We start from the raw sequence: 22,123 nt of genomic DNA on the forward strand, positions 1-22,123 counted from the left end.
TATTTATCCGAGGGCACGCTCCGCCAGCGTCGGGCGAATCGGACGTGCCAGCTGCGTCATGCGGCGGCGCCCGCGCAGCTCAATAGACTTCATGAGCGTCCAGCGCGCTTGCTCCGCCTCGTTGGCGCCGCGCAGCGTGGCGGAGTTGGTGAGCACCTGGCCCGGTGTGTCCTTGGCCAGTTCGGTGAGACGCGCGGCCTCGTTGACGGCATCACCAATGACGGTGTACTCGAACCGATCCGCGCCACCAATGTGGCCGGCCACCACGTGGCCCGCCGCCACGCCGATGCCCGCCTGCAGCCGCAACCCGCGTAGCTCCTGGCGAAGTTCGCGGGCGGCGTGTAAGGCCATGGAGTTGGCGTCGTAGACCGTCAGCGGGGCACCGAAAACGGCCAGGGCGGCGTCGCCCTGGAACTTGTTGATGATGCCCTTGTTGCGGTGTACCACCTCAACCACGTGCTCGAAGAACTTGTTGAGCTCCTCCACCACTTCTTCCGGGGTGTGGTTGACGGCGAAGGTGGTGGACCCAATGACGTCGATAAACAGCACCGCTACCTTGCGGTCCTCGCCGCCTAGCTCCGGGCGTTCCTCCAAGGCACGCTGGGCCACCTCGGCACCGACATAGCGGCCGAAAATATCGCGCACGCGCTGGCGCTCACGCAGGCCACGCATCATTTCGTTGAAACCGGCCTGAAGAACGCCGAGCTCGGAGCCGTCGTAGATGTCCACCTGGACGTCACTCTCGCCGCGGCGCACGCGGTTGATGGCGTCCTGCAGCTCAATGATGGGATCGACCACGCTCATCATCGCGAACATGGTGCCCATGAGCCCGGTGCCCAGCGCGGTAACGGTCAGCGCAACAATGGCCGGCATGATGTCTGAGGTCTCCGGGCTAAACAGGCCTGCCTGTTGGCCCATGAGGACAAGCACGATGCCGATGAGCGGGATGCCGGAGGTCATCATCCAGGTGGAAAGCAGCCGGTACTTAATCGGCGGCTCCAGGGTGGAATCCTCAAAGCGCCGGGCCACGGCTTCTGCCGCCACGGGACGCACGAGGCGTTCCGCCTGCAAATACGTCAACAGCACGATGAGGCCACCGGCCAGCGACGCAGACACGCCCACGACGATGGCCAGCCGCGCCGAGTGCTGCCCTGCCAGCACCACCGCCAAGATGATGCCCAGCAGCCACACGCCCGCGGCCACCCCGGCTTGGTAGAGCGGGATGCGCAGGACCAGGTTGCGCACCATGTTGGGATCATGGTCATCGGGGCTGCGTTGCCAGTCCAACACCGGCCTGAACAGTCGAAGTGTTACCGCTATGCCGATGATGACCGCAAAGGTCACGAACAGCGTGCCGTAGGTCCACAGGTGGGGCGTGTGGGCGATGAAGTCGGAGATCTCCGGCATGGGGAGAAAGAAGACCACGAAGGTCATGATCGCGATGGCGCCGATGATGTTGGCTCCAAGGACGAGCGCGGCGTACATCGGCCATTGAGTACCCCATAACCAGCGGGCGCCACGCATCAGTCTATTCATGGTTACACACTTTAGTTATCCCAGTAGACTAGGGCGAGTGATTACATCAAGCGTTGCAGAAAGGCTTGCCGACGCCCCCTCCGTCGCCCACACCATCCTCAGTGCTGCCCGCGCGGCTCGCGGTGAAGGCGACTCGCGAGCGATGAGCCACTCCTGGCTGTTTACTGGGCCTCCCGGTGCTGGCCGCTCACTGGCCGCGCAATGCTTCGCCGCAGCACTCATGTGCACTTCTGCCGACGAGAACGGCAACCCCGGCTGCGGGCGCTGCCCCTCCTGCCGGAGCGTCCTGGACAAGCAGGAGCACACCGACTTGGTTTACGTGGACCCGCAGGAGCAGTTCATCACCGTTGGCGAGGCCCGCGAGGTCATTGGGCGCGCGGCCAGCCTGCCGAGCGTGGCGCCGTGGCGCGTGGTCATCTTCAACAAAGCCGACCGCCTGCGCAACGAGGCCGCCAACGCGTTGCTCAAAACCGTGGAGGAGCCCCCGGAGCGCACCGTCATCATCATGGTGGCGCCCTCGGAGGATCCAGAGGATTTCTCGGTCACGCTGCGCTCGCGCTGCCGCCACCTATATATTCCGGCGCCGAGTGTGGATGGCGTCGTTAAGCAGCTCGTCGCCGAAGGCGCCAGCGAGGATGACGCGCGCCTAGCCGCCGTGACCACCCTGCGCCACGTGGGCCGTGCGCGGCACCTGGTCAACGAACCCGCCGCGCAGAAGCGCCGCGCCATGGCCATCAACCTGGCCGAGGACGTCTTCCACGGCTCCCAGGCCTTTCAATCCGTCACAGCGCTACTGAAGTTCATTGAGAAGGAAGCCAAGGACTCCCACGCGGCGGCGGAGGAGGCGGAGCGCTCCAAGATTGAGCAATCCTTCGGCGTTGGTGCCAAGGGCAAGGGCGCGACGAAGGCGCAGCGCGACGCCCGCAGTGCCCTGAAGGACCTGGAGGAGCTCCACAAGAAGCGCGCTAAACGACGCATCTCCGACGGCCTCGACATCGCCCTCGTGGATCTCGCCGGCATCTACCGCGATGCGCTCATGCTGAAAGTCGGCGCTGAGGTGGAGATGACCCACCCGGACTTCGCGGGCCTAGCCGGTGAACTTGCCCAGCGCGTGAGCGAAGATGGCTTGCTGGCAGCTCAGTCCGCCATCCGTACCTGCCGCGAGCAGCTGCCGCAGAACGTCACCCCGCAGGTGGCTTTCGACGGCATGGTGGGCCGCCTGCGTCTGGCCTGTGGCGCGCGCTAACCTGCGGGTGTGCTGCACGTGCCTCACATCAAGTGGCCCGATTTCTTTCTCGGCCCCGGCCTAGGCTAAACTCTCACGCGGTGCATATACACACTGCATCGTGCCGCCTTAGCTCAGTCGGTAGAGCATCTCACTCGTAATGAGAAGGTCGCGAGTTCGATTCTCGCAGGCGGCTCCACTTAGACGTCGGATTTGATAAGTACCCTTTTGCGTTAGCGAGTATCGCTTAGGGGGTGTGAAAAATCGCTTGCGTTAGCGGGTTTGGGTTTTGCGTTAGCGGGTATCTTGTTTGCCCTAGTAAAATGCGTATTCAGGGTTTAACGCGCTAACGAAGCGTTAAACCTAAGGCCGTTTCACGAGGAGGTGTGTGGTGAGATCGTATGCGTCCGGCGATGAACTAGCCGCAGAGATTACTAAGCGTGGCGAACTTTTTATCGGCGAGTTCGTAGGCGTTCCTGGCGATGGTTGGGACCGGCTGGTTGACGGTGTTGACCGCACGCCCCGGCAGATGATCGCCTACCAGCTTGGCTGGATGGAATTACTGCTCGGCTGGGAACGTGACGAACAAGCCGGTCTTGACGTGGTGACTCCGGCACCTGGTTTTAAGTGGAATCAACTGGGCGGATTGTATGAATCGTTCTACCAACGCTGGGAGCAGGTATCTACTGAGGATTTGATCGACAGGTTCAAGATCCTGCTTGGTGAGATAGTCAAAATGGTGGGCGGTCTAACCGAATCAGAATTGTTTAGTTCGGGTCAGCGTGCGTGGGCTTCTTCCACCCCGTCGGCGTGGCCGGTGTGGAAATGGGTGCATATCAACACCGTCGCGCCATTTACGACGTTTCGCACCAAAATCAGGAAGTGGAAGAAACTGGCAGCCTGCTAGCAATAGGCACGGTGATTTCAGTGCCGATTCTGAAGACGAACTGGATCTCGTTGGCTCCGATAACGGCATGGTCGATAAGCGCTGTCCACTGGGATGGTTGAAAATGCTGGATGGGCTTGTCGGCCAACTGGGTGTAGGCGGTTTTGATCGCAGTGGCCTTGGCACTCTTGGCAGCAATCTCGGCCTCGATGGCTTGTTTGCGGCCCAGGGTTTTCTGGTATCGCGCTTCTAGCTGGGTGTAGCGGGCGAGGTATTGGTCCTGGTCTTGCGCTACCCGCTGATTTTCTGCAACCAATGATTCAATCTCGCTGGCAAGAGCGCGGATTTTCTCGTCTAGGCGCTTGGACTCCGCTTCGAGCTGGTCTGTATTAAACATGGCGTCGATGACCTGTGGTAGGTGGCTTTGTCCGCGATATTGTTCAGCCAGCTGGTTTAGCGCGGCGAGGAACGCGGTCTGGATTTGCTCATCACGCAAGGTAGCGGTCTGGCAGGGACGGGGATGGTCGTATTTTTGGTTGCACCGCCAGATCGTGTGCTTGTATTTAGTGTTGGATGCCCAGGTTTTGCGTCCGTACCAGGATCCGCAATCTGCGCATTTGAGTCGGCTGGCAAATAGGCCGATTTTGGAGCTGTTGGTTGCGTGGCGGGTGGCCAACTCGTATTGAACCTGATCCCAGACGGGCGCATCAATAATCGGCTCGTGGTTTCCGGTGACGTAGTATTGCGGGACTTCGCCCTCGTTTACTTCGATTCGTTTGGTTAGGAAGTCAGCGGTGAACGTTTTCTGGAGCAGGGCGTCGCCTTTATATTTCTCATTGGTCAAGATGGAGCGCACGGTTGAGGTGGACCAGTTGGTTTTACCTCGCGGAGTCAAAATACCGCGACGCTGTAGCTCGGCACGGATTTCGGTGATCGATGAGCCGTCTAGAAACAGCTGGTAGATCAAGCGCACGGTCGGGGCTTGAGTCTCATCAATAGCGAGGTTACCGTCAGCGCCTTTCTTATATCCCAGTAGCGAGGAGTAGGGCACCATGACTTTCCCATCAGCGAAGCGTCTGCGATGTCCCCAGGTGACGTTCTCAGATATGGAGCGAGATTCTTCCTGGGCAAGACTACTCATGATGGTGATGAGTAGTTCGCCTTTAGAATCAAGGGTGCTCAAAATGGCTTCAAAGCACTAGATAAACACAGCACAAGAATTTCGGGAAGCACCCTCAGTAGTCCAAGCGTCACTAGCCAGCGTCTGTGGCCAAGTGCAGCTTGTTTCTGCTTGCGCCGGTAATAGACTTGGCGGCGCACATGAGCGACGACATCGCCTTCCTCATCGATGATGTCCACGTCGAACCAATGCAAATACTTCTCACCGTTGGCCGTCTTTTCTTCGATGAGCGCGTAGGTCTCCTCGGGGATGCGCATATCGGCGGTGACCGTGCCGCGGCCGGGTTTCAGGTACTTAATTTCACCAGCGGCATCCCAGATGCGGTACTCCTTGCCCAGTCGATGCATGGAGGCGAGCATGAAGAACGGATCCGTCATGGCGGAGAGCGTGCCACCGAAGGCAACACCCATGGCGTTCTTGGTCAGCATGTTTGGCCTGTGGCTGACAACGACGCGAGTGCCGTCATCAGCAAATTCTTGGATCTTGATGCCAGCGCCCAAGAAGGGCGGCCAGAATCCCATGAAGCGCTTGAGCTGGCGTGCAGAAAAGCGGGCCATGAGGAAAGCTCCGTATGAGTTGTGGGGGCAGGTGGGGCTAAGCGGCCCCAACTCTACTGTTGTGGGACGGGGAGCGCCCGCACTTTGATTCGCCGTATCGTCCTTCTTATAGGTGGTGCTAGGTCTTGCACCGTGTATAGGAAAAGTAGTGCTAGCGCTAGTGACCTTCGCTCTCGTGCGAAACACAATAAAGAGCATGAAAAAGCTTGTGGTTGGCATTATTGCCGTGGTGGCCGTGATTGTGGTGGCGTTTGTCGGGTTTGTGGGATTCATGCAGTGGGTAGACGCCGATAGTGTGACCGGTGATGACGGCGTGGCTGCCGGATACAGCGCTGAGACAGGTGGCCCGCTGGAAGCGTCGTTTGCGGGCGAGGGGCCGCACGAGGTCGACGTGCGGCGTGATGGTGACGTGACCATCGCGGCACCGACGGGCGCGGGACCATTTCCGGCGGTGGTCATGGCTAATGGCACGAACACGCCGTTGAGCAGTTACCTGCCCGTGGCGGAACACCTGGCCAGTTGGGGCTTCGTGGTCGTCGGTGATGAGACGCCCCACACCGGTACAGGGGAGAACGTCGTGCACTTGATTGAGCGATTGCCGGACCTGGAATCCCGAGTGGACCGATCACGGGTCGGTATTTTCGGACACTCACAGGGCGGTGCGGGCGCTATCAACGCTGCGGCCCACGCGGACGTAGCAGCTGTGTATGCGGCGAGCCCGGCCTCCCACAAAGTGGCACAGTCCAATGACTGGGATTACACCACCGCGAACGTAAAGGCCCCGTTGTTCTTGATGACGAGCGATGGCCGTTCGGACCGCTGGCTTGTTAGCCCGTGGTCAGACTTGCAGGAGAGCTTTGAATCAGCCGGTGGTCCGGCGGTCATTGCCCGCCGCCTGGGCGCGGACCACAAGGACGTTTTAGAGTTCGGGGACGGCTATGCCACTGCGTGGTTCCGCTACATTCTTGCTGATGATCCTGATGCACGAGACGTGTTCGTTGGCACTTCGCCTGCGGGCGCTGGCGAGCTGGCGAACAACGATCTCTGGGACCGAGTGGCCACCCGTGGCTGGTAGCTTGCGAGGTCTTTTCCATCCCGCGCGGTGCACCGAACACGCTAAAAGTAACCTGTGCTCACACACCCCCTTCGGCGGAGGTGTGATTCACAAAAATCAGCAGCCCTGATAAATTTCAAGTGAATTGTCAGCCGGGCTGTGCCACGCCAGCCTGTACAAGCAGAATCGAATGAGTCATGCAGACAGAGGCGAAAGGCCACGTCGAGGGCCTCTACATCGATGAAAACTTCGAGCTGCGCGCCGGGGCCGTCACGTTCGGGGAGATCATTGAGGGCATAAAGCTTGGCGACGTCCCCCAAGCCGAGGCCGCCTGGCGCGCCGGGGACTCGGATGCGTTGCTGTGGGTGCCGGGTTTCGTGGACTTGCACAACCACGGCGGCAACGGCGGGGGATTCCCCAACGGCAACTACGAGCAGTGCCTGGCCGCCGCCCGCTTCCACCGCGCGCACGGAACCACGACGCTGCTGGCCAGCTTGGTCTCCGGTACGCAAGAAGAGCTGTGTGCCCGAGCCGAGCTTTTGGCTCAGCTGGCTGAGGAAGAAGAGATTGCTGGCATCCACATGGAGGGCCCCTTCATCGCGGCGGCCAAGTGCGGCGCACAGGACCCTTCACGCATCGTGCCCGGTGACCCGGACTTCTTCCGCGCGGTCATCGCCGCAGCCCGCGGCCACCTGCGTTCGATTACCTTCGCGCCGGAAACGGAGAACGTCGACAAGCTGCTCGACGTCTGCGCGGAGCATGGCATCATCGCCAGCCTGGGCCACACCGAGGCCGACTACGACACCACGTTGAGCGTTATCGCCAAGGCCAAGGAGCTCGGCCTGACCGTGACTGGAACGCATCTGTTCAACGGTATGCCCTCCATTCACCACCGCGCGCCGGGCCCAGTCGCAGCCTTGCTCACCGCAGCGAAGGCGGGGGATGTGTCCGTCGAGCTGATCGCAGATGGTGTGCATCTTGTCGACGGCGCCGTGGACATGGCTCACAGCCACCGCGCCTTCGCCATCACTGATGCCATGGCGGCGGCCGGCATGGCCGATGGTGACTATGAATTGGGCTCCCTCCCTGTCACCGTGAGCGGGGGAGTGGCGCGCGTGCCCAGCGGCGCCATCGCGGGTGGTACCTCCACCTTGGCCCAGCAATTCGCCAGCTTCGCCGAGCGTCATGGACTCGGGGAAGCAGTTCGTTTTACCTCCACCACGGCCGCCGACGTGTTGGGGGAGAAGGATCTAGGCCGCATCGCGGTTGGCGCGCGCGCCAACCTGGTGGGCCTCAATGCCCAGCTAGAACCGGTACGCGTCATTGTCGGTGGCGCTGAATTCATAGACTCGTAAAAACACTCTCACTCGCATCAGAAAGGCACTCATGGAAATCCTCATCCGCTCCACCCCCGCCGACGTGGCCGTCGCCGCCGCCGATATCCTCGCAAGCTACGCCAACACCTCAGCCACCCTGGGGCTGGCCACCGGTTCCACCCCAGTGGCCACGTACAAGGAGCTCATCGCCCGCCACGAGCGCGGCGAGGTCAGCTTCGCGGGTAGCCGCGCTTTTCTTCTCGACGAATACCTAGGCCTCGCCCCCGAGCACGAGCAGTCCTACTACGCCACCATCCGCCGTGACTTCACCAGCCACGTCGATTTTGATGATGCCTTGGTCAAGAGCCCAGAGGGCAGCGCTGCCGACCCCGTGGCAGCCACCGCCGCCTATGACCAGGCGATCCGGAATGCCGGCGGCATCGATGTCCAGTTGCTCGGCATTGGCGCGAATGGCCACATTGGCTTCAACGAGCCCTCGAGCTCCCTGACGTCTCGCACCCGCGTGGTGGCCCTACATCCGCAGACCGTGCAGGATAACTCCCGCTTCTTCGACAACCTGGAGGAGGTTCCGCGCCACGCGCTGACGCAGGGTTTGGGCACGATTAGCGAGGCCCGCCACCTGCTCCTCATCGCCACCGGCAGCAACAAGGCCAATGCGGTACAGGCGATGGTTGAGGGGCCGCTCTCCGCGCGCTGCCCTGGCTCGGTGCTGCAGCTGCACCCGCGCGCGACCGTGATCGTTGATGAAGCCGCCGCCGCTCTCTTGGAGGACCGCGAGTACTACCTCTTCGCGGACCAGAACAGGCTGCACTAAAGCTCTTCTTTCCCCCTCTTCCGCTCGAAAGGACGTTTCAGACATGAAAATAGATGTCATGGGGCCGCTGCAGCGGCTCGGAAAAGCCCTCATGGGAGCTGTGGCGGTGCTGCCCGTCGCGGCGATCCTCAGTGGTCTTGGCTATTGGATCTCCAGTGCCGCCGGCCCGGATAACCTCGCCGCCCAGCTGCTCATTAGCTCCGGTGATGCGGTGCTGGCCAACCTTGGCTGGATCTTCGCCATCGCCATTGCCTTCGGCCTGGCTAAGGATTCCAACGGTGCCGCAGCACTCTCTGGTTTCTTGGCCTTCGCCACCTTCATGAAGCTGCTCGGCCCAGAGGCCGTGGCCGGCTACCGCGGCATCGAAGACCCCACCGCGCTGACCGGTGACGAGGCCCTGGAATGGGCCTCGGAAGGCTGGAACGCCGTGGGCGGCGGAAACGTCCTCTTCGGCATCCTTGCCGGCGTCATGGCGGCTTGGGTTTATAACCGCTTCCACGGCACCAAGCTGCCGGACTTTTTGGCCTTCTTCTCAGGCCGGCGCCTCGTACCGATCCTTACCGCCATCATCGCCATGGTGGTTTCCGGCATCCTCTACTTCGTGTGGCCGTTCATTTACAACGCGCTTTTCAACTTCGGTACCTCCATCCAGGGCCTGGGTGCGGCGGGCGCTGGTATCTACGGCGTGGCTAACCGCCTGCTCATCCCGACCGGCCTGCACCACGCGCTGAACTCCGTCTTCTGGTTCGATGTCATCGGCATCAATGACATCGGCAATTTCCAGGCCGGCCAGAAGACCATCGAGGCCGCCGCTACTGCTACCTCCGCCGCCGACTGCCCTGGCATCTGGGCCAACGGACAGTGCACGGTGGAAGGCGTCGTCGGCCGCTATCAGGCCGGCTTCTTCCCGGTCATGATGTTCGGTCTGCCGGGCGCGGCCCTTGCCATGTACCTGCGCGCGGATAAGAAGAAGCGCAAGGTGGTCGGCTCGCTCATGGCTGCTGGCGCCTTGGCTTCCTTCTTCACCGGCGTGACTGAGCCGCTGGAGTTCTCCTTCATGTTCGTTGCCCCGCTGCTCTATGTGGTGCACGCGCTGCTGATGGGCCTGTCCGTTTTCATCGCTTCCACCATGGAGTGGACCGCGGGCTTCGGCTTCTCCGCCGGATTCGTGGACATGCTGCTCTCCTCCCAGAACCCGCTGGCCAACAAGTGGTACATGCTGCTGGCGATGGGCGTGGGCTTCTTCTTCCTCTACTTCATCATCTTCTACTTCCTCATCGGCTGGCTCAACCTCAAGACCCCGGGCCGCGGCGAGGACGATGCGGTAGCAGACCCCATGGAGGATTCCGCCACCGGCGATGACAAGACCGCAGCCGATGCCGCCCGCATTATCGAGGGGCTCGGCGGCAAGGACAACATTGACTCCCTGGACTACTGCACCACGCGCCTGCGCGTGGGCGTCAAGGATCGCGCGCTTGTCGACGACTCCCTGATCAAACGCGCCGCCGTCTCCGGCGTCATCCACCCCTCCGGGAAGAGTGTGCAGGTCATCGTGGGACCGGCCGTACAGTTCATGTACGACGAGGTCAGCCACCAGCTGCGCCATGGCTCCCCGGCCCTGGCCACGGCGGGTGCCGCGGGTGCTGCAGCCAGCGTGCCGGCCAGGGCCAAGAGCGCCGCTTCCGCTGACGTCGACGTGCGCGCCCCGTTCGCGGGTGACGTTGTCGAGCTCTCCCAGGTCCCGGATGCCTCCTTTGCCCAGGGCATGGTGGGCGAAGGCTTCGCCGTAATGCCTGATGCCGTCGATGCCTTCGACGTCTGCGCCCCGGTAGACGGCACCATCACCATGGTCTTCAATACACGCCACGCCTTCGGCATGCAGACCGCGGATGGTTTGGACCTGCTCATTCACATCGGCATCGACACCGTGGAGCTCAAGGGCGAAGGTTTCACCGCCCTGGCTAAGAAGGGCGATACCGTCCCCGCCGGCACGCCGATCATCGCGGTGGAGGCGCAGAAGCTACGCGAGCGCGGCGTCAACCTCATCACCCCGGTGGTGTGCCCGATGGCCAAGCAGGTCGCCGGAGTCGACATCGCTCGCGAGGGCCATACCCAGCCAGGCGAGGTTGCTGCAACCGTCAAGCGCAGCAGCTAGCCGGCTAGATTAAATCCCAGACACAAAAACTGCCCGAGTTGCCAAAAACAACTTTGCTCGCCTGCGGTTAGGAGCGAAGGTTTTGGCAACTCGGGCAGTTTGGCTCGGAGGGTTCTATGCCTTGAGAGGAATAGGCGTGGGCTAGTCGGTGCCGTGCAGCAGGCGCGGCACCACCTTGCCCGTGGCATTGCGTGGCAACTTGTCCAGGAAGTGGACATCGCGCGGCACGGAGTGATCGGCGAGGTTCTCGCGGACCCAGGTGCGGATGCTATCGGCAGTCACGGTGTTGCCTAGGGCATCGCGCGTGGTCACTGCCCACACGGCGATGCGCTGGAAGGTGGTGTCATCCTCCACGCCGCCGGCATGTACCTCCGCGATGCCCGGCATGGCCTCGAGCACCTCCGTCACCGACTGCGGGTGCACGTTCTCGCCGCCGACGATGATCATGTCATCCGCGCGGCCCACCACGTGCAGGTAGCCCTCGGGGTCGATATAGCCCAGGTCCCCGATGGAAATGAGGCCATCAACCTTGTTGAGCGGGATCTTCGGGTTGGTATAGCCAATGAGCGCGGTGGAGTTGGTCAGGTAGATCTCACCGACCTCACCGCGCGGAACCTCGTTGCCCTCCTCATCGAGGATGCGCAGCTTTGTGCCGGAGGCAATCTTGCCGCCGATGGTGGGGTCCTTAGCTACCTCTTCCATGGTGGCCGTCGATGCCAGCGCCAGCTCCGTGGAGCCATAGACGTTGCAGAGAATCGGGCCAAAGCGCTCGTGGGTTTCCTTGACAATCTCCGGGGTCAGCGCGTGCCCGGCGGAGGCAATGAACTTCAGGCTCGAAGTATCGAAGCGGGAATCCGGGTCAACCTCGACCATCTGGCGGAAGAAGACGGGGGAGGAGAGCAAGCCATCGAGCTGGTAGCGCTGGATATCATCGAGTGCGGCCGCCGGGTCAAAGACGCGGCGGGTGACAATGGTATTGCGCAGGCCCAGCGCGATGTTGAGGCAGGCCCAGCCCCACGTGTGGAAGATGGAGGCGGTCATCTGCACCTTTTGGTCCCCGCGCCACGGCACCGCATCGACGATGGAGGCGACCACCACTGGCAGCGTCGGCTCCGGGCGCATGATTCCCTTAGGAATGCCCGTGGTGCCGGAGGACATCAGCACGATATGCCCGTGCTTGGGCCAGGTGGGAAGCTTGTGCTTCTCGACGCCCCGCGGATTCTCCACGATCTTGCGCAGCGTTGCTGCCTGCGCCAGCTCAGCGGGAATCTCTTCACCGGACTCGTGGCCAATGACCACGTGCAGGCCATCAATGGGGGTAGCGCTGTCGAGGCGGTCAACGAACTCATCGTCGATGACCAGGACGTTGATGCGGTTTTCCTCGATGCATCCGGCGAGCTGCTCGGGGGAAGAACCAACGTTGAGCAAAAAGATGTGCGCCCCCGCATAGCCCTTGGCGGCTAGCGGGGTGATAATGCCGCGGCCATTGCGGGCCATCACACCGAGGCGAATCTCCTCGAGCCCCAAAGAAAGCAGCCAGCGCGCGAAGGTACGAGAGTGATCGCGCAGTTGGCGGTAGGTGAGTGCCCCGTCATCGTCGATAAGCGCCAGGCGTTCTGGGCAGGTCAGATAGGCTTGCTCCACTTCGCGGGCGGTGGTGAAGCGGTAGCGCGCCAGAACCGGCGCGGTCAGGGCCACCGCCCGCGGGCCGCCGGCGGGGCTAATGAGGCCCGCGCGGAACAGGGAGGGGATAAAGCGCGCGAGGGCGGCGGCGTGGAAGGTTACATCAGAAAGCTTCATAAGGTTCTCATCGAAAGGAGGGGAAAAGAGGTTACGGAGATGGCGGACTCGCCATAATCAAAACGACAACCTGTTAAAGGTGTTGCTATTGTTACATAAGCTGCAACCGCAAGCGTAGTCTATTATGGTTTCGGTCTAGAACATACTCTTTTGGAAGGACGTTAGTCACGTGAAGTCTACTCAGCGCATCGCTGCTCTCTGCGCCTCCCTCCTCGTGGCGGTAGGCCTGTCCCAAGCTCCGCAGGCAGTTGCCGGCGAGCGAAACCTCGTCGCCTTTGGTGATTCCGTGCTGGCGGATCCGCAACTTGATACCTACCTGGCCTCTCGGGTGGGCTCTTCTCAGCGCAACCCGAGCCTGAACTGCCCGTCGGGCAATAATTACGCCAAGCGCACCGCCGCCAAGCTGGGCATGCCGGTGGCGGATTTCTCCTGCTCGGGTGCTGTGTCCATGTCTCAGGGCCCGCAGGTGAACGCGCAGATCGACGACGCCATTCGCCGCGGCGCGCTCAGCGCGGATACGCAGCGCGTGCTCTTTGCTAGCGGCTTCAACGATACGTACAACAACGCCGGGCTTTCCGACGGCGACATGCGCGCCCGCTGGGTCGGCGCCAACGCGCCGCTAATCCACAAGATTCGTGCGGCGGCGCCCAATGCCCGCATCCAGATCGTGGGTTACCCGACCATCGGCTCGGGCGACCGCTACTGCCTTATCCACTTTGGCCCGAAGCCGGCCGACGCTACGGCGCTGCCGATGGTGCAGCGCTATGAAAACGTCGCGCAGTGGATGCAGGTGGACCTGGCGCGTGCTACCGGAACCGAATTTGTGGACATGAAGCCGATGACCTGGGATCGCGGTATGTGTGCCGATGCCGACAAGCGCCTGTGGGCGGGTCTGGTGGACTTCTCCGCGGGGCCGGGCAACCTGCCGCTGCACATTAATGCGCGCGGTCACGAGTTTGTGGCTAACCACCTTGCTAGCTTCTAGAAGCGCGCTCTTCTGACTTTCGGGCCCGGGCAACGTTGTCCGGGCCTTTCGCGTACCCTCGCGGACATGGCTGCTAATGAAAACCTAAATGAAAATAACTCTCAGCAAGGCGCGGAGGTTGTCCGTGGCGTGATTGCGCGCGCCAAGGGCGAGCCCGTCGAGACCGTCAACATCGTCGTGCCCGCTCCGGGCGAGCACGATGTCGTGGTCAAGATTCAGGCCTGCGGCGTCTGCCACACCGACCTGGCTTACCGCGATGGCGATATCGAGGATGCCTTCCCCTTCCTGCTCGGGCATGAGGCGGCGGGCGTCGTCGAGCGCGTGGGCGATGCCGTCACCCACGTCGAGGTCGGTGACTTCGTGGTCCTGAATTGGCGCGCGGTGTGCGGCGAGTGCCGCGCTTGTAAGAAGGGTGAGCCGAAGTACTGCTTCAATACCCACAACGCCTCCGCGAAGATGACGCTCGCGGACGGGGATAAGGACGCCGGCACCGAGCTCACCCCGGCGCTCGGCATCGGTTCCTTCGCGGAGAAAACCCTGGTCCACGAAGGCCAGTGCACCAAGGTCAACCCGGAGGCAGACCCGGCCGCCGCGGGCCTGCTGGGCTGCGGCGTGATGGCCGGCCTGGGTGCTGCTGTTAATACCGCGGACGTTAAGCGCGGCGAGTCCGTCGCGGTCTTCGGCTGCGGTGGCGTGGGCATGGCGGCCATCGCCGGTGCGGTGCTGGCTGGTGCCTCCAAGGTCATCGCCGTGGACCTGGACCCGGACAAGCTGGAGCTGGCCAAGAAGTTCGGTGCTACCCACACTATTGCGTCGAAGGACAAGTCTGAGGACGAGGTCATCGAGGCAGTCCGCGAGCTCACCGATGGTTTCGGTACCGACGTGGCTATCGATGCCGTGGGTATCCCGGTCACCACTCGCCAGGCCTTCTACTCCCGCGACCTGGCCGGCCGCATGGTCATGGTAGGCGTGCCGAACCTCACCAGCCGCTTCGACGTCCCAGCCATCGACTTCTTCGGCCGCGGCGGATCGCTGAAGTCCTCCTGGTACGGCGACTGCCTGCCGGAGCGCGATTTCCCCATGTACGTCGACCTCTCCTTGCAGGGACGCTTCCCGCTCAGGGATTTCGTGACCGAGCGAATTGGTCTCGACGACGTGGAAGAGGCCTTCGCTACCATGAAGGCTGGCAAGGTACTTCGATCCGTAGTGGAGCTGTAAATGATCATTGAACAGTTTGTAACCTCAGGAAAGTTCCGCCTGGATGGCGGTGAGTGGGACGTGGACAATAACGTCTACATCCTGGCCGCAGGTAGCGCGTCAAGCGACGCCGAGTGCTACATCATCGATCCTTCCCACGACGCCGAGCGCGTCATCGAAGAGGTAGGAAAGCGCACGGTTAAGGGCGTTATTCTCACCCACGCGCACAACGATCACTGTGAGCTTGCTCCCCAGGTGGCCGAGCACTTCGATGTGTCCGTGTACCTGCACCCGGATGACCGCCCCCTGTGGGAGGAAACGCACGAGGACGCCACCTTCGTGCCGCTGGAGGATAACCAGCTCTTCACCGTGGGTGATAGCGATTTTGTGGTCTTCCACACGCCGGGTCACTCGCCGGGATGCGTGGTGCTCTACATTGCGGACAAGGCCACGCTTCTGTCGGGAGATACTCTCTTCAACGGCGGGCCGGGCGCTACTGGCCGCAAGTACTCCGACTTCGATGTCATCATCGAGTCCCTGCGCAACCGCGTGCTGAACCTCCCGCCGGAGACCCGCGTCCTGCCGGGCCACGGCGATGAGACCACCATTGGTGCTGAGGCGGCGCGCATCGATGAGTACATCGCGCGCGGTTACTAGACCTTAAGCAAACCTTAGGCCTGGGTGCGGGCTGCTTTCACTCCCACGGCCACCGTGGCAGCGAGTGAAAGCCCGAACCAGACCCACGCATCCGCCACGCCCGCGCTGAAGGCGCGGGCTTTTTCTTGCACCGCGAACTGCGCATCCGTGCTTAAGACCGCAGGTAGGGTAGCGCTGCCATAGCTCAAGATAAACAGCACGCCGATGAGCACGAAGAACGCGCCCGACACAATGGACAAGGTGTTCGTGCGCACGGGGCCGAGGACCACCTCGCGCCCGCGCAGCCACGACCACGAACCCACATCGAGGCGCTCCCATAGCGCGGCCAGCACAAAGAGCGGTGCGGCCATGCCCGCGGCATAGGCCACCATGATGAGCCCGCCGTAGAGTGCGCTGCCGGATGCGGCGGCCGTGGTGAGGACAGCGCCCAGGAGCGGGCCCGCGCAAAAGCCGGCGAAGCCATAGACCGCGCCGAGCAGAAATACTCTTCCCCGCGCCTTACCGGACAGGGCATCCATGCCGGGGATGCGGAAACCGCCTCCCAAGGCAGTAAAGACTCCCAGCGCGATGATGATCCACCCCGCCACCGTGATGACCTGGCTGCGGTATTGCGCAAGCAGGGCGGCCAGGCCCATGCCGATGGGCACGAGCGTGGTGCACAGGCCCAAAAAGAAGACCATGGTCTTGAATAGCAGCTGGCGCTGCGACTCAAAGGCATAGGCAAAGAAGGCTGGCACCAACAGCGCTGAACAGGGGCTGATCAAAGTCAGCACACCGGCGATGACGGCGCCAAAAATTCCGATGCTCATACGCTCACCCCTACTGCATAACCGCCCAAGAATGCGGTCAAGATAACCAGTGCGATGAAGACCCACACGATCAGCGGTGGTTTAGGCATTGGCTGCCTTTCCCAGCTGTTCCTGGATGATTTGCTCAAATACCTCTAGGGGCTGCGCACCACTGACGAACTGATCTCCCACCACGAAGGCCGGGGTACCCGTAATACCAATCTGGGAAGCGTAGCTGGTGGCTGTCTCGATGACCTCGGTGTAGGTGTCATCCGTGGCCTGTTGGCGGAACTTCTGCAAGTCCGCAACGCCGGCCTTCTTAGCGAACTTCATGAAGTCCTCGATGCCGAATTCCGGGTGGCCGTCGATATCCTTGCTGGCGGCATAGAGCTCGTGCTTGAACTCCTGGAACTTACCCTGTGCCGCGGCCGCGCGCCCGGCCTTAGCAGCCTCGATGGCGGCGGGGCCGTTCACGGGGAAGTCATTCCACTCGATGCGCACCAGGCCCTTTTCCACGTACTTCTTAAGGATATCCGGCTCGGTGACATTAGCGTGGCGGGAGCAGAACGGGCACTCGAAATCGGAGAACTCCGAAATTACCACGGGCGCATCCACCGCACCCACGGCGAAAGGATCGTTGTCCTTCTTGCGGTGTACCACCGTGATATCCCCCGACATGGTGTCACCACCGGGCCCGAACATCATCGGGTCACCCTTCCCATCGGAGAACTTTGTGCCGGGCGTGGCCTTGGCGGCATCCTTCGCCAGGTCTTCGGCAGTCGCCGTGCTCGTCGTCGTCTCCTGCGCTGCGGGAGTGCTTTCACTGCCGGAAGAGGTGCGCTCTGCCAGCAGGAAGCCAATGATGACGGCCAAAATAACAACGATCACCAACAGTCCCCACGCCACGGGGCTGATGGTGGATAGCGCTGATTTCTTCGAATCACTGGTAGGGCGAGAGGATGAACTAGGCATGCGATTACCTTAACGCGTTTAGGCTGGTTTGGGTGATGGCGGCTCCCGCCTGCGGGGCACGGTTGCTTAAGTACGTACGGATCGATCAAATAAGGCCTCAGATCCCGCGGATTCTCGGCCCTTATTTGATCGATATGTACCTCGAGCTCAGCTCTCTTGGGCGGCGGCCAGGAGATAACGGCCATAGCCGGACTTCAGGAGGGGCTCGGCCAGCTCAGTGAGTGCTGCCGCATCGATGAAGCCTTCCTCGAAGGCAGCAACCTCCGGCGAACCAATGACGGTGCCGGTGCGTTTTTGCATCACCTCGACGTAGGCCGAGGCCTCACTCATGGAGTCCACCGTGCCGGTATCCAACCAGACGTCACCGCGCTGCATGCGTTTGACGCGCAGCTGCCCGCGGCGCAGGTACTCTTCGTTGACGGCGGTGATCTCTAACTCCCCGCGCGCGCTGGGTTGGATGGACTTGGCAATCTCCACCACGGAATTGTCGTAGAAATACAGTCCCACCACGGCGTGGTTGGACTTTGGTGCGGCGGGCTTTTCCTCGATGGACAGGGCTTGGCCTGAGGAGTCAAAGTCGACAACGCCGTAGCGCTGCGGATCGGAAACCTCGTAGGCGAAGATGATGCCACCATCCGGGTGGCTGCACTCATTAAGCGCGGTGGAGAAACCGTGGCCATCAAAGATGTTGTCACCCAAGACGAGGGCCACGTCATCTTCAGCGATGAAGTCTTCCGCGATGAGGAAGGCCTGGGCTAAACCTTCGGGGCGGGGTTGGACCGCATAGTGCAGCATGAGGCCGAGCTGGGAGCCGTCGCCAAGCAGGCGCTGGAAGGCTGCTTGGTCCTCCGGGGTGGTGATGATGAGAATCTCGCGGATACCGGCCTGAATCAGGGTGGTCAGAGGATAGTAGACCATCGGCTTGTCATAGATGGGCATGAGCTGCTTCGAGATGCCCTTGGTGATGGGGTAGAGGCGGGTTCCAGAACCGCCTGCGAGAATGATGCCCTTCATGGGCTTCAAGCTTAACGGAGGGGCTCACGCCGGGGTGCGGCGGCGCGGACTGGCGAACATAACACTTAACTTCCCACTTAACATAACACCTGGGAAGTGTTGAGTGTTATGCCGGGTAAAGACCCAGGTAGAGCGCCAAAGCGGCCCGCCAATTCATCGGCTTAAAGCCGGTGGCTTCAATCTTGGACAGGTCGAAGGTGGACTCCTTCGGGCGAGGAGCTTCGGGCCCGGCAATCTCGCGGTACTGCTCAGTACTTACTGGCGTGACATCGGCGGGATCCTGGCCCACGCCGGTGAAGACGGCCATGGCAATCTCATCGCGGCCCACCGCATCACCGGAGTTGGAGATGTTGTACACGCCGTACTCGGCTTGGATCTTGAGCAGGTGGATGATGCCCTTCGCTAGGTCCTCGGCAAAGGTGGGGCGCCCGCGCTGATCATGGATGACGGAGGGCTTGACTCCCTTATTCGCCAGCGAGCGCATCGTGGACATGAAGTTGGCGCCATCGCCGAAGACCCACGAGGTGCGGATGACATAGTGGCGCGGGGCGGTCTGCGCGGCGGTATCGCCCGCGGCTTTAGACGCCCCATAGGCCGAGAGCGGGGAGGGCAGCTCATCTTCGGAGTGGACCTCGTTAGAACCATCAAAGATGTAATCGCTGGAGACGTGCACCAAGGTCAGGTTATTCTCCGCCGCAATGCGCGCGAGCTTCGCCGGTGCGGAAGCGTTGACCGCCCAAGCCGCGGCGCGATCGTCCTCCGCGCCGTTGACATCGTTATAGGCCGCGCAGTTGATGATGGCGGAGTACTGCTTCCACGGGCGTGCAGGCGGGTTGGTGATATCGAAGTCCTCGTGCCCACGGAACTCCACCGCGCCCAGACCAGCGGTGGGCAGGAATTTCTTTAAAGCGCGGCCCAGCTGCCCGTTGGCGCCGGTGACCAGGATGCGGCGAGGGGGCATGGGGGAGACGTCGGCAAGCGCGGGGTGCTCCTTGTCCTTGTCGGAGATCTCCGTCGGTTCCAGCGGCCAGTCCACCATGTCCAGGTTGACGCAGGTGTACTCCGCATCCGGGGACCAGTGGTCATTGACCAGGTAGGAGTAGGCGCAAGCCTCCAGCGCCTGGAAGCCGTTGGCTACACCCCGCGGCACGAAGACCGCCACGTCCTCGCGCAGCTCGTGGGTCACCAGCTGCCCAAAGGTGGACGAGCCCTCACGCAGATCGCACCACGCGCCGAAAGCCCGGCCGGAAGCCACGGAGACCAGCTTGTCCCAGGGCTCCGCGTGCAGACCGCGCGTAACACCCTTCTCCGCATTGAAGGAGACGTTGTTCTGCACAGGCTGAAAGTCCGGTAGCCCGGCCGCCACCATCTTCTCGCGCTGCCAGTTTTCCTTGAACCAGCCGCGGTTATCGCCGTGGACGTCCAGCTCCACAATGAGCAGGCCTTCGATGGCCGTTGACTGCACCTTCATGGCTATCTATTGTCCTTGCTTTGCGTAGTTGGCTTCGACTTCTTCCTTGCCCGCGCGCCACCACTCTTCGTGGGCGCGGTACCACTCAATGGTGGCGGCCAGGCCTTCTCGCAGATCCGTGTAGCGCGGGGCCCATCCCAGCTCGCGGCGCAGCTTGCTGGCATCCATGGCGTAGCGCTGGTCATGGCCCGGGCGATCCGCCACGTGCTCAAAACACGCTTGGCCGTCGTCAGTAGCACCCATCAGCTCACAGATCATCTCGATGACTTGGCGGTTGTTCGTGTCCTCCTGGTCGGCACCGATGTTATAGGTCTCACCGATGCGCCCGCGGTCCAGGATGGCGAGCACCGCCTCGTTGTGGTCATCCACGTGAATCCAATCCCGAACCTGCTCGCCCGTGCCATAAAGCTTGGCGGGCTGGCCCAGAAGCAGGTTGGTGATTTGCCGCGGGATGAACTTCTCAATGTGCTGGTAAGGGCCGTAATTATTGGAGCAATTCGAAATGGTTGCCCGCAGCCCAAAGCTGCGCACCCACGCGCGCACCAGGTGATCCGAACCGGCCTTCGTGGCCGAATAGGGCGAAGAAGGGTTATAGGGAGTCTCCTCGGTGAAGTAGGTATCCGCGCCAATTTCCAAATCACCAAAAACCTCATCGGTGGAGACATGGTGGAGGCGCACATCGTGGCGACGGCAGGCCTCCAGCAGCACGAAAGTACCCATGATGTTGGTGTGGAGGAAAGGCGAAGGATCCCGCAAAGAGTTGTCATTGTGGGATTCCGCAGCGAAGTGCACCACGGTATCGGCCTGGGACACGAGCTTGTCGACGACCCTCTCATCCGCCACGTCCCCCACCACGAGCTCGGCGTCCACGCCGTCGAGATTGGCGCGATTGCCCGCGTAGGTGAGCTTATCCAGGACGGTGATCTCCACCTCCGGGCGCTGCTGGGCCACGAGCCGCACGAAGTTTGCACCAATAAAGCCGGCGCCGCCGGTAACAAGCAGTCTGCGCATGGTCTCCCAGTCTAGAGCATGCACTAATCACGGGACTGCCGGGATGAAGCGGCCGATATTTATAGCGGGAAGCGCGGCAGCTCCGGCTCATCCAACCACTGGGCTAGGAGCTGGTCGACGTCACTTGGGTTCTCCGCAGCCTTGCGCATGCGGCTGATGAGATCCTCCGAGCTCACCACCGAGTGCTGCGCTGCGGTGAGGTACTCCCGCACCGTGGCAAAGAAGGCCTCATCACCCACGAGGCGGCGCAGCGCGTGGACGGTCAGCGCACCGCGCTTGTAGACGCGGTCATCGAACATATCGCGCGTCCCAGGATCGCTGAGCAGAATGTCCTGTTTCTTGCGGGCCAGCACCTGGTAGTGCGAGCGCGCCGATTCATGTGCCGGGCGGCCATGCGCGTGCTCGAACCACAGCCACTCGCAGTAGCAGGCAAAACCTTCGTTGAGCCAGATATCCTTCCACTCCATCAGGCCCACGGAGTTGCCGAACCACTGGTGGGAGAGCTCGTGCGCGATGAGCCGCTCGAAGACGTGATCACCCTTGACGTGGTTGGAGCCGAAGATGGACAGGCCCTGGGCTTCGAGCGGGATCTCTAGCTCATCATCGGTGATGACTACCTGGTAATCGGCGAAGGGATAGTGGCCAAAGAGCGTGGAATAGAAATCCAGCATTTCCTGCTGCTGAGCGAATTCTTCGAGCACCACCTGCTTGAGCCGGGCCGGCGCCCACGCGCGGACGTTGGCCCCGAGCGGGATTTCGATGTACTCACCAACTTGGACCGTGGCGAGGTATGTGGCCATGGGGTGCTTGACGCAGTAGTGCCAGCGCGTCATGGAGCCACCTGCGCTGCGGCGGGAGACCAGCTTGCCGTTGGAGATGACCACGAAAGGATCGTCGGCGGTAATGCGAATATCGTAGGTGGCCTTTGCGGACGGGGTGTCATCGCACGGGAACCAACTGGGTGCGCCGTTGGGCTGGCTAGCCACCAAAGAGCCGGAATCCGTCTCCTCCCAGCCGATCTCACCCCATGGCGTGCGCAGCGGGCGGGGTGAGCCACCATAGCGAATGTGCAGCTCAAACTCCTGGCCTTCCGCAATTGTGTCGGCGAAGTTCAGTCGGAGCTTTCCGCCGGACAGGCGGAACTTGGCCACGCGCGGCGCGTGCTTCGCCGTGATGCGGCGGGCCACCATGGCACCGCCGAGGTCGAGCGTGAGCTTGTCCACGTCCTCCAGTGCGCGAATATGGAGCACAGCTTCGCCTTGAAGCATGTTGGGCTCCACGCGGTAGGTCAGGTCCAAGTCATAGTGGGTGACCTCGAAGCCGATGTTGAAATCCACCCCCGTGTAGCTATCCCGGGAAGGCGCGGCGTGGCCGCGGGCGGACGAGATATGCGAAAGGGCGGTAGAAAGCAGCTTCATAATGCCGCTATCCTACCGCCCTGTTTGGCTTATTCGAAGCCAGGGGAGCAGGCACGTCACGCCGCG

The 22,123-nt window shown here is 62.0% G+C and carries 19 protein-coding genes and 1 tRNA gene; 10 read left to right on the forward strand and 10 right to left on the reverse strand.

What is annotated here, in order from left to right; translation table 11 throughout:
- Positions 1-3: 3 nt before the first annotated feature.
- Positions 4-1,536 carry an adenylate/guanylate cyclase domain-containing protein gene (locus HMPREF2978_RS08010; protein ID WP_070744919.1) on the reverse strand — a complete coding sequence of 511 codons (1,533 nt, stop codon included), beginning with the start codon at positions 1,534-1,536 and terminating at the stop codon, positions 4-6.
- Between HMPREF2978_RS08010 and HMPREF2978_RS08015 the strand changes: the two genes are divergently transcribed.
- The 3 genes from HMPREF2978_RS08015 to HMPREF2978_RS08025 all read left to right on the forward strand — a co-directional run bounded on the left by HMPREF2978_RS08015 (position 1,535) and on the right by HMPREF2978_RS08025 (position 3,668).
- On the forward strand, positions 1,535-2,782 hold the full coding sequence (locus tag HMPREF2978_RS08015) for a DNA polymerase III subunit delta' (RefSeq protein ID WP_083298997.1): 1,248 nt from the start codon (positions 1,535-1,537) through the stop codon (positions 2,780-2,782). The genes HMPREF2978_RS08010 and HMPREF2978_RS08015 overlap by 2 nt on opposite strands.
- Positions 2,783-2,884: 102 nt before the next feature.
- Positions 2,885-2,960, forward strand: a tRNA-Thr gene (locus HMPREF2978_RS08020).
- A 192-nt stretch (positions 2,961-3,152) separates the two neighbouring features.
- Positions 3,153-3,668: a ClbS/DfsB family four-helix bundle protein gene (locus HMPREF2978_RS08025; protein ID WP_034969882.1), complete on the forward strand. Its 516-nt coding sequence runs from the start codon at positions 3,153-3,155 to the stop codon at positions 3,666-3,668.
- Here the strand turns inward: HMPREF2978_RS08025 and HMPREF2978_RS08030 are convergent.
- Both HMPREF2978_RS08030 and HMPREF2978_RS08035 read right to left on the reverse strand, forming a co-directional pair.
- Positions 3,637-4,788, reverse strand: a complete 1,152-nt coding sequence (locus HMPREF2978_RS08030) for a recombinase family protein (protein WP_198531383.1) — start codon at positions 4,786-4,788, stop codon at positions 3,637-3,639. The genes HMPREF2978_RS08025 and HMPREF2978_RS08030 overlap by 32 nt on opposite strands.
- Before the next feature lie 38 nt (positions 4,789-4,826).
- Positions 4,827-5,384: a DUF4442 domain-containing protein gene (locus HMPREF2978_RS08035; protein WP_232751635.1), complete on the reverse strand. Its 558-nt coding sequence runs from the start codon at positions 5,382-5,384 to the stop codon at positions 4,827-4,829.
- 196 nt (positions 5,385-5,580) lie between these two features.
- Between HMPREF2978_RS08035 and HMPREF2978_RS08040 the strand changes: the two genes are divergently transcribed.
- The 4 genes from HMPREF2978_RS08040 (at position 5,581) to nagE (ending at position 10,744) form a co-directional block, all read left to right on the forward strand.
- A complete protein-coding gene (locus HMPREF2978_RS08040) occupies positions 5,581-6,459 on the forward strand; it encodes an alpha/beta hydrolase (protein WP_070744921.1) in 879 nt (292 codons plus the stop codon).
- 176 nt (positions 6,460-6,635) lie between these two features.
- Positions 6,636-7,793: an N-acetylglucosamine-6-phosphate deacetylase gene (locus HMPREF2978_RS08045; RefSeq protein WP_070744923.1), complete on the forward strand. Its 1,158-nt coding sequence runs from the start codon at positions 6,636-6,638 to the stop codon at positions 7,791-7,793.
- Positions 7,794-7,824: 31 nt separating this feature from the next.
- Complete coding sequence (gene nagB, locus HMPREF2978_RS08050) at positions 7,825-8,589, forward strand: glucosamine-6-phosphate deaminase (protein ID WP_070527696.1); 765 nt, start codon at positions 7,825-7,827, stop codon at positions 8,587-8,589.
- Between the two features lie 43 nt (positions 8,590-8,632).
- Positions 8,633-10,744 (forward strand): N-acetylglucosamine-specific PTS transporter subunit IIBC, encoded by a 2,112-nt coding sequence (gene nagE / locus HMPREF2978_RS08055; RefSeq protein WP_070744926.1) that lies wholly within the window; start codon positions 8,633-8,635, stop codon positions 10,742-10,744.
- Between the two features lie 141 nt (positions 10,745-10,885).
- Here the strand turns inward: nagE and HMPREF2978_RS08060 are convergent, their stop codons facing one another.
- Positions 10,886-12,544: an acyl-CoA synthetase gene (locus tag HMPREF2978_RS08060; protein ID WP_070744928.1), complete on the reverse strand. Its 1,659-nt coding sequence runs from the start codon at positions 12,542-12,544 to the stop codon at positions 10,886-10,888.
- 169 nt (positions 12,545-12,713) lie between these two features.
- Between HMPREF2978_RS08060 and HMPREF2978_RS08065 the strand changes: the two genes are divergently transcribed.
- The 3 genes from HMPREF2978_RS08065 (at position 12,714) to HMPREF2978_RS08075 (ending at position 15,383) form a co-directional block, all read left to right on the forward strand.
- Positions 12,714-13,529 (forward strand): GDSL-type esterase/lipase family protein, encoded by an 816-nt coding sequence (locus tag HMPREF2978_RS08065; RefSeq protein ID WP_070744930.1) that lies wholly within the window; start codon positions 12,714-12,716, stop codon positions 13,527-13,529.
- Positions 13,530-13,595: 66 nt separating this feature from the next.
- Entirely contained in the window at positions 13,596-14,747 is a 1,152-nt protein-coding gene (locus tag HMPREF2978_RS08070) for an S-(hydroxymethyl)mycothiol dehydrogenase (RefSeq protein WP_070744931.1), read from the forward strand.
- Positions 14,748-15,383, forward strand: coding sequence for an MBL fold metallo-hydrolase (locus HMPREF2978_RS08075; RefSeq protein ID WP_070744933.1), 636 nt, complete (start codon positions 14,748-14,750; stop codon positions 15,381-15,383).
- Positions 15,384-15,397: 14 nt separating this feature from the next.
- Here the strand turns inward: HMPREF2978_RS08075 and HMPREF2978_RS08080 are convergent, their stop codons facing one another.
- From HMPREF2978_RS08080 to HMPREF2978_RS08105, 6 genes are all read right to left on the reverse strand, one after another.
- A complete protein-coding gene (locus HMPREF2978_RS08080) occupies positions 15,398-16,192 on the reverse strand; it encodes a cytochrome c biogenesis CcdA family protein (protein WP_070744935.1) in 795 nt (264 codons plus the stop codon).
- Between the two features lie 81 nt (positions 16,193-16,273).
- Positions 16,274-17,143 (reverse strand): DsbA family protein, encoded by an 870-nt coding sequence (locus HMPREF2978_RS08085; RefSeq protein WP_143342277.1) that lies wholly within the window; start codon positions 17,141-17,143, stop codon positions 16,274-16,276.
- A 147-nt stretch (positions 17,144-17,290) separates the two neighbouring features.
- A complete protein-coding gene (gene rfbA, locus HMPREF2978_RS08090) occupies positions 17,291-18,157 on the reverse strand; it encodes a glucose-1-phosphate thymidylyltransferase RfbA (RefSeq protein ID WP_070744937.1) in 867 nt (288 codons plus the stop codon).
- Between the two features lie 106 nt (positions 18,158-18,263).
- A complete protein-coding gene (locus HMPREF2978_RS08095) occupies positions 18,264-19,628 on the reverse strand; it encodes a sugar nucleotide-binding protein (protein ID WP_070744939.1) in 1,365 nt (454 codons plus the stop codon).
- A gap of 6 nt (positions 19,629-19,634) precedes the next feature.
- The gene (gene rfbB / locus HMPREF2978_RS08100; RefSeq protein ID WP_070744942.1) at positions 19,635-20,639 is read right to left on the reverse strand and encodes a dTDP-glucose 4,6-dehydratase; all 1,005 of its coding nucleotides are present in this window, start codon (positions 20,637-20,639) and stop codon (positions 19,635-19,637) included.
- Between the two features lie 59 nt (positions 20,640-20,698).
- A complete protein-coding gene (locus HMPREF2978_RS08105) occupies positions 20,699-22,057 on the reverse strand; it encodes a M1 family metallopeptidase (RefSeq protein ID WP_070744945.1) in 1,359 nt (452 codons plus the stop codon).
- Positions 22,058-22,123: the final 66 nt, after the last annotated feature.

This window comes from Corynebacterium sp. HMSC074C01, assembly GCF_001814605.1.
GTDB lineage: Bacteria > Actinomycetota > Actinomycetes > Mycobacteriales > Mycobacteriaceae > Corynebacterium.

Bases quoted from the DNA above. Each gene is read 5' to 3' on its own strand.
- HMPREF2978_RS08015 (WP_083298997.1), top strand. From the start codon at position 1,535: ATGGTTACACACTTTAGTTATCCCAGTAGACTAGGGCGAGTGATTACA.
- HMPREF2978_RS08010 (WP_070744919.1), bottom strand. From the start codon at position 1,536: ATGAATAGACTGATGCGTGGCGCCCGCTGGTTATGGGGTACTCAATGG.
- HMPREF2978_RS08030 (WP_198531383.1), bottom strand. From the start codon at position 4,788: ATGAGTAGTCTTGCCCAGGAAGAATCTCGCTCCATATCTGAGAACGTC.
- HMPREF2978_RS08035 (WP_232751635.1), bottom strand. From the start codon at position 5,384: ATGGCCCGCTTTTCTGCACGCCAGCTCAAGCGCTTCATGGGATTCTGG.
- HMPREF2978_RS08040 (WP_070744921.1), top strand. From the start codon at position 5,581: ATGAAAAAGCTTGTGGTTGGCATTATTGCCGTGGTGGCCGTGATTGTG.
- HMPREF2978_RS08045 (WP_070744923.1), top strand. From the start codon at position 6,636: ATGCAGACAGAGGCGAAAGGCCACGTCGAGGGCCTCTACATCGATGAA.
- nagB (WP_070527696.1), top strand. From the start codon at position 7,825: ATGGAAATCCTCATCCGCTCCACCCCCGCCGACGTGGCCGTCGCCGCC.
- nagE (WP_070744926.1), top strand. From the start codon at position 8,633: ATGAAAATAGATGTCATGGGGCCGCTGCAGCGGCTCGGAAAAGCCCTC.
- HMPREF2978_RS08060 (WP_070744928.1), bottom strand. From the start codon at position 12,544: ATGAAGCTTTCTGATGTAACCTTCCACGCCGCCGCCCTCGCGCGCTTT.
- HMPREF2978_RS08070 (WP_070744931.1), top strand. From the start codon at position 13,596: ATGGCTGCTAATGAAAACCTAAATGAAAATAACTCTCAGCAAGGCGCG.
- HMPREF2978_RS08075 (WP_070744933.1), top strand. From the start codon at position 14,748: ATGATCATTGAACAGTTTGTAACCTCAGGAAAGTTCCGCCTGGATGGC.
- HMPREF2978_RS08080 (WP_070744935.1), bottom strand. From the start codon at position 16,192: ATGAGCATCGGAATTTTTGGCGCCGTCATCGCCGGTGTGCTGACTTTG.
- HMPREF2978_RS08085 (WP_143342277.1), bottom strand. From the start codon at position 17,143: ATGCCTAGTTCATCCTCTCGCCCTACCAGTGATTCGAAGAAATCAGCG.
- rfbA (WP_070744937.1), bottom strand. From the start codon at position 18,157: ATGAAGGGCATCATTCTCGCAGGCGGTTCTGGAACCCGCCTCTACCCC.
- HMPREF2978_RS08095 (WP_070744939.1), bottom strand. From the start codon at position 19,628: ATGAAGGTGCAGTCAACGGCCATCGAAGGCCTGCTCATTGTGGAGCTG.
- rfbB (WP_070744942.1), bottom strand. From the start codon at position 20,639: ATGCGCAGACTGCTTGTTACCGGCGGCGCCGGCTTTATTGGTGCAAAC.
- HMPREF2978_RS08105 (WP_070744945.1), bottom strand. From the start codon at position 22,057: ATGAAGCTGCTTTCTACCGCCCTTTCGCATATCTCGTCCGCCCGCGGC.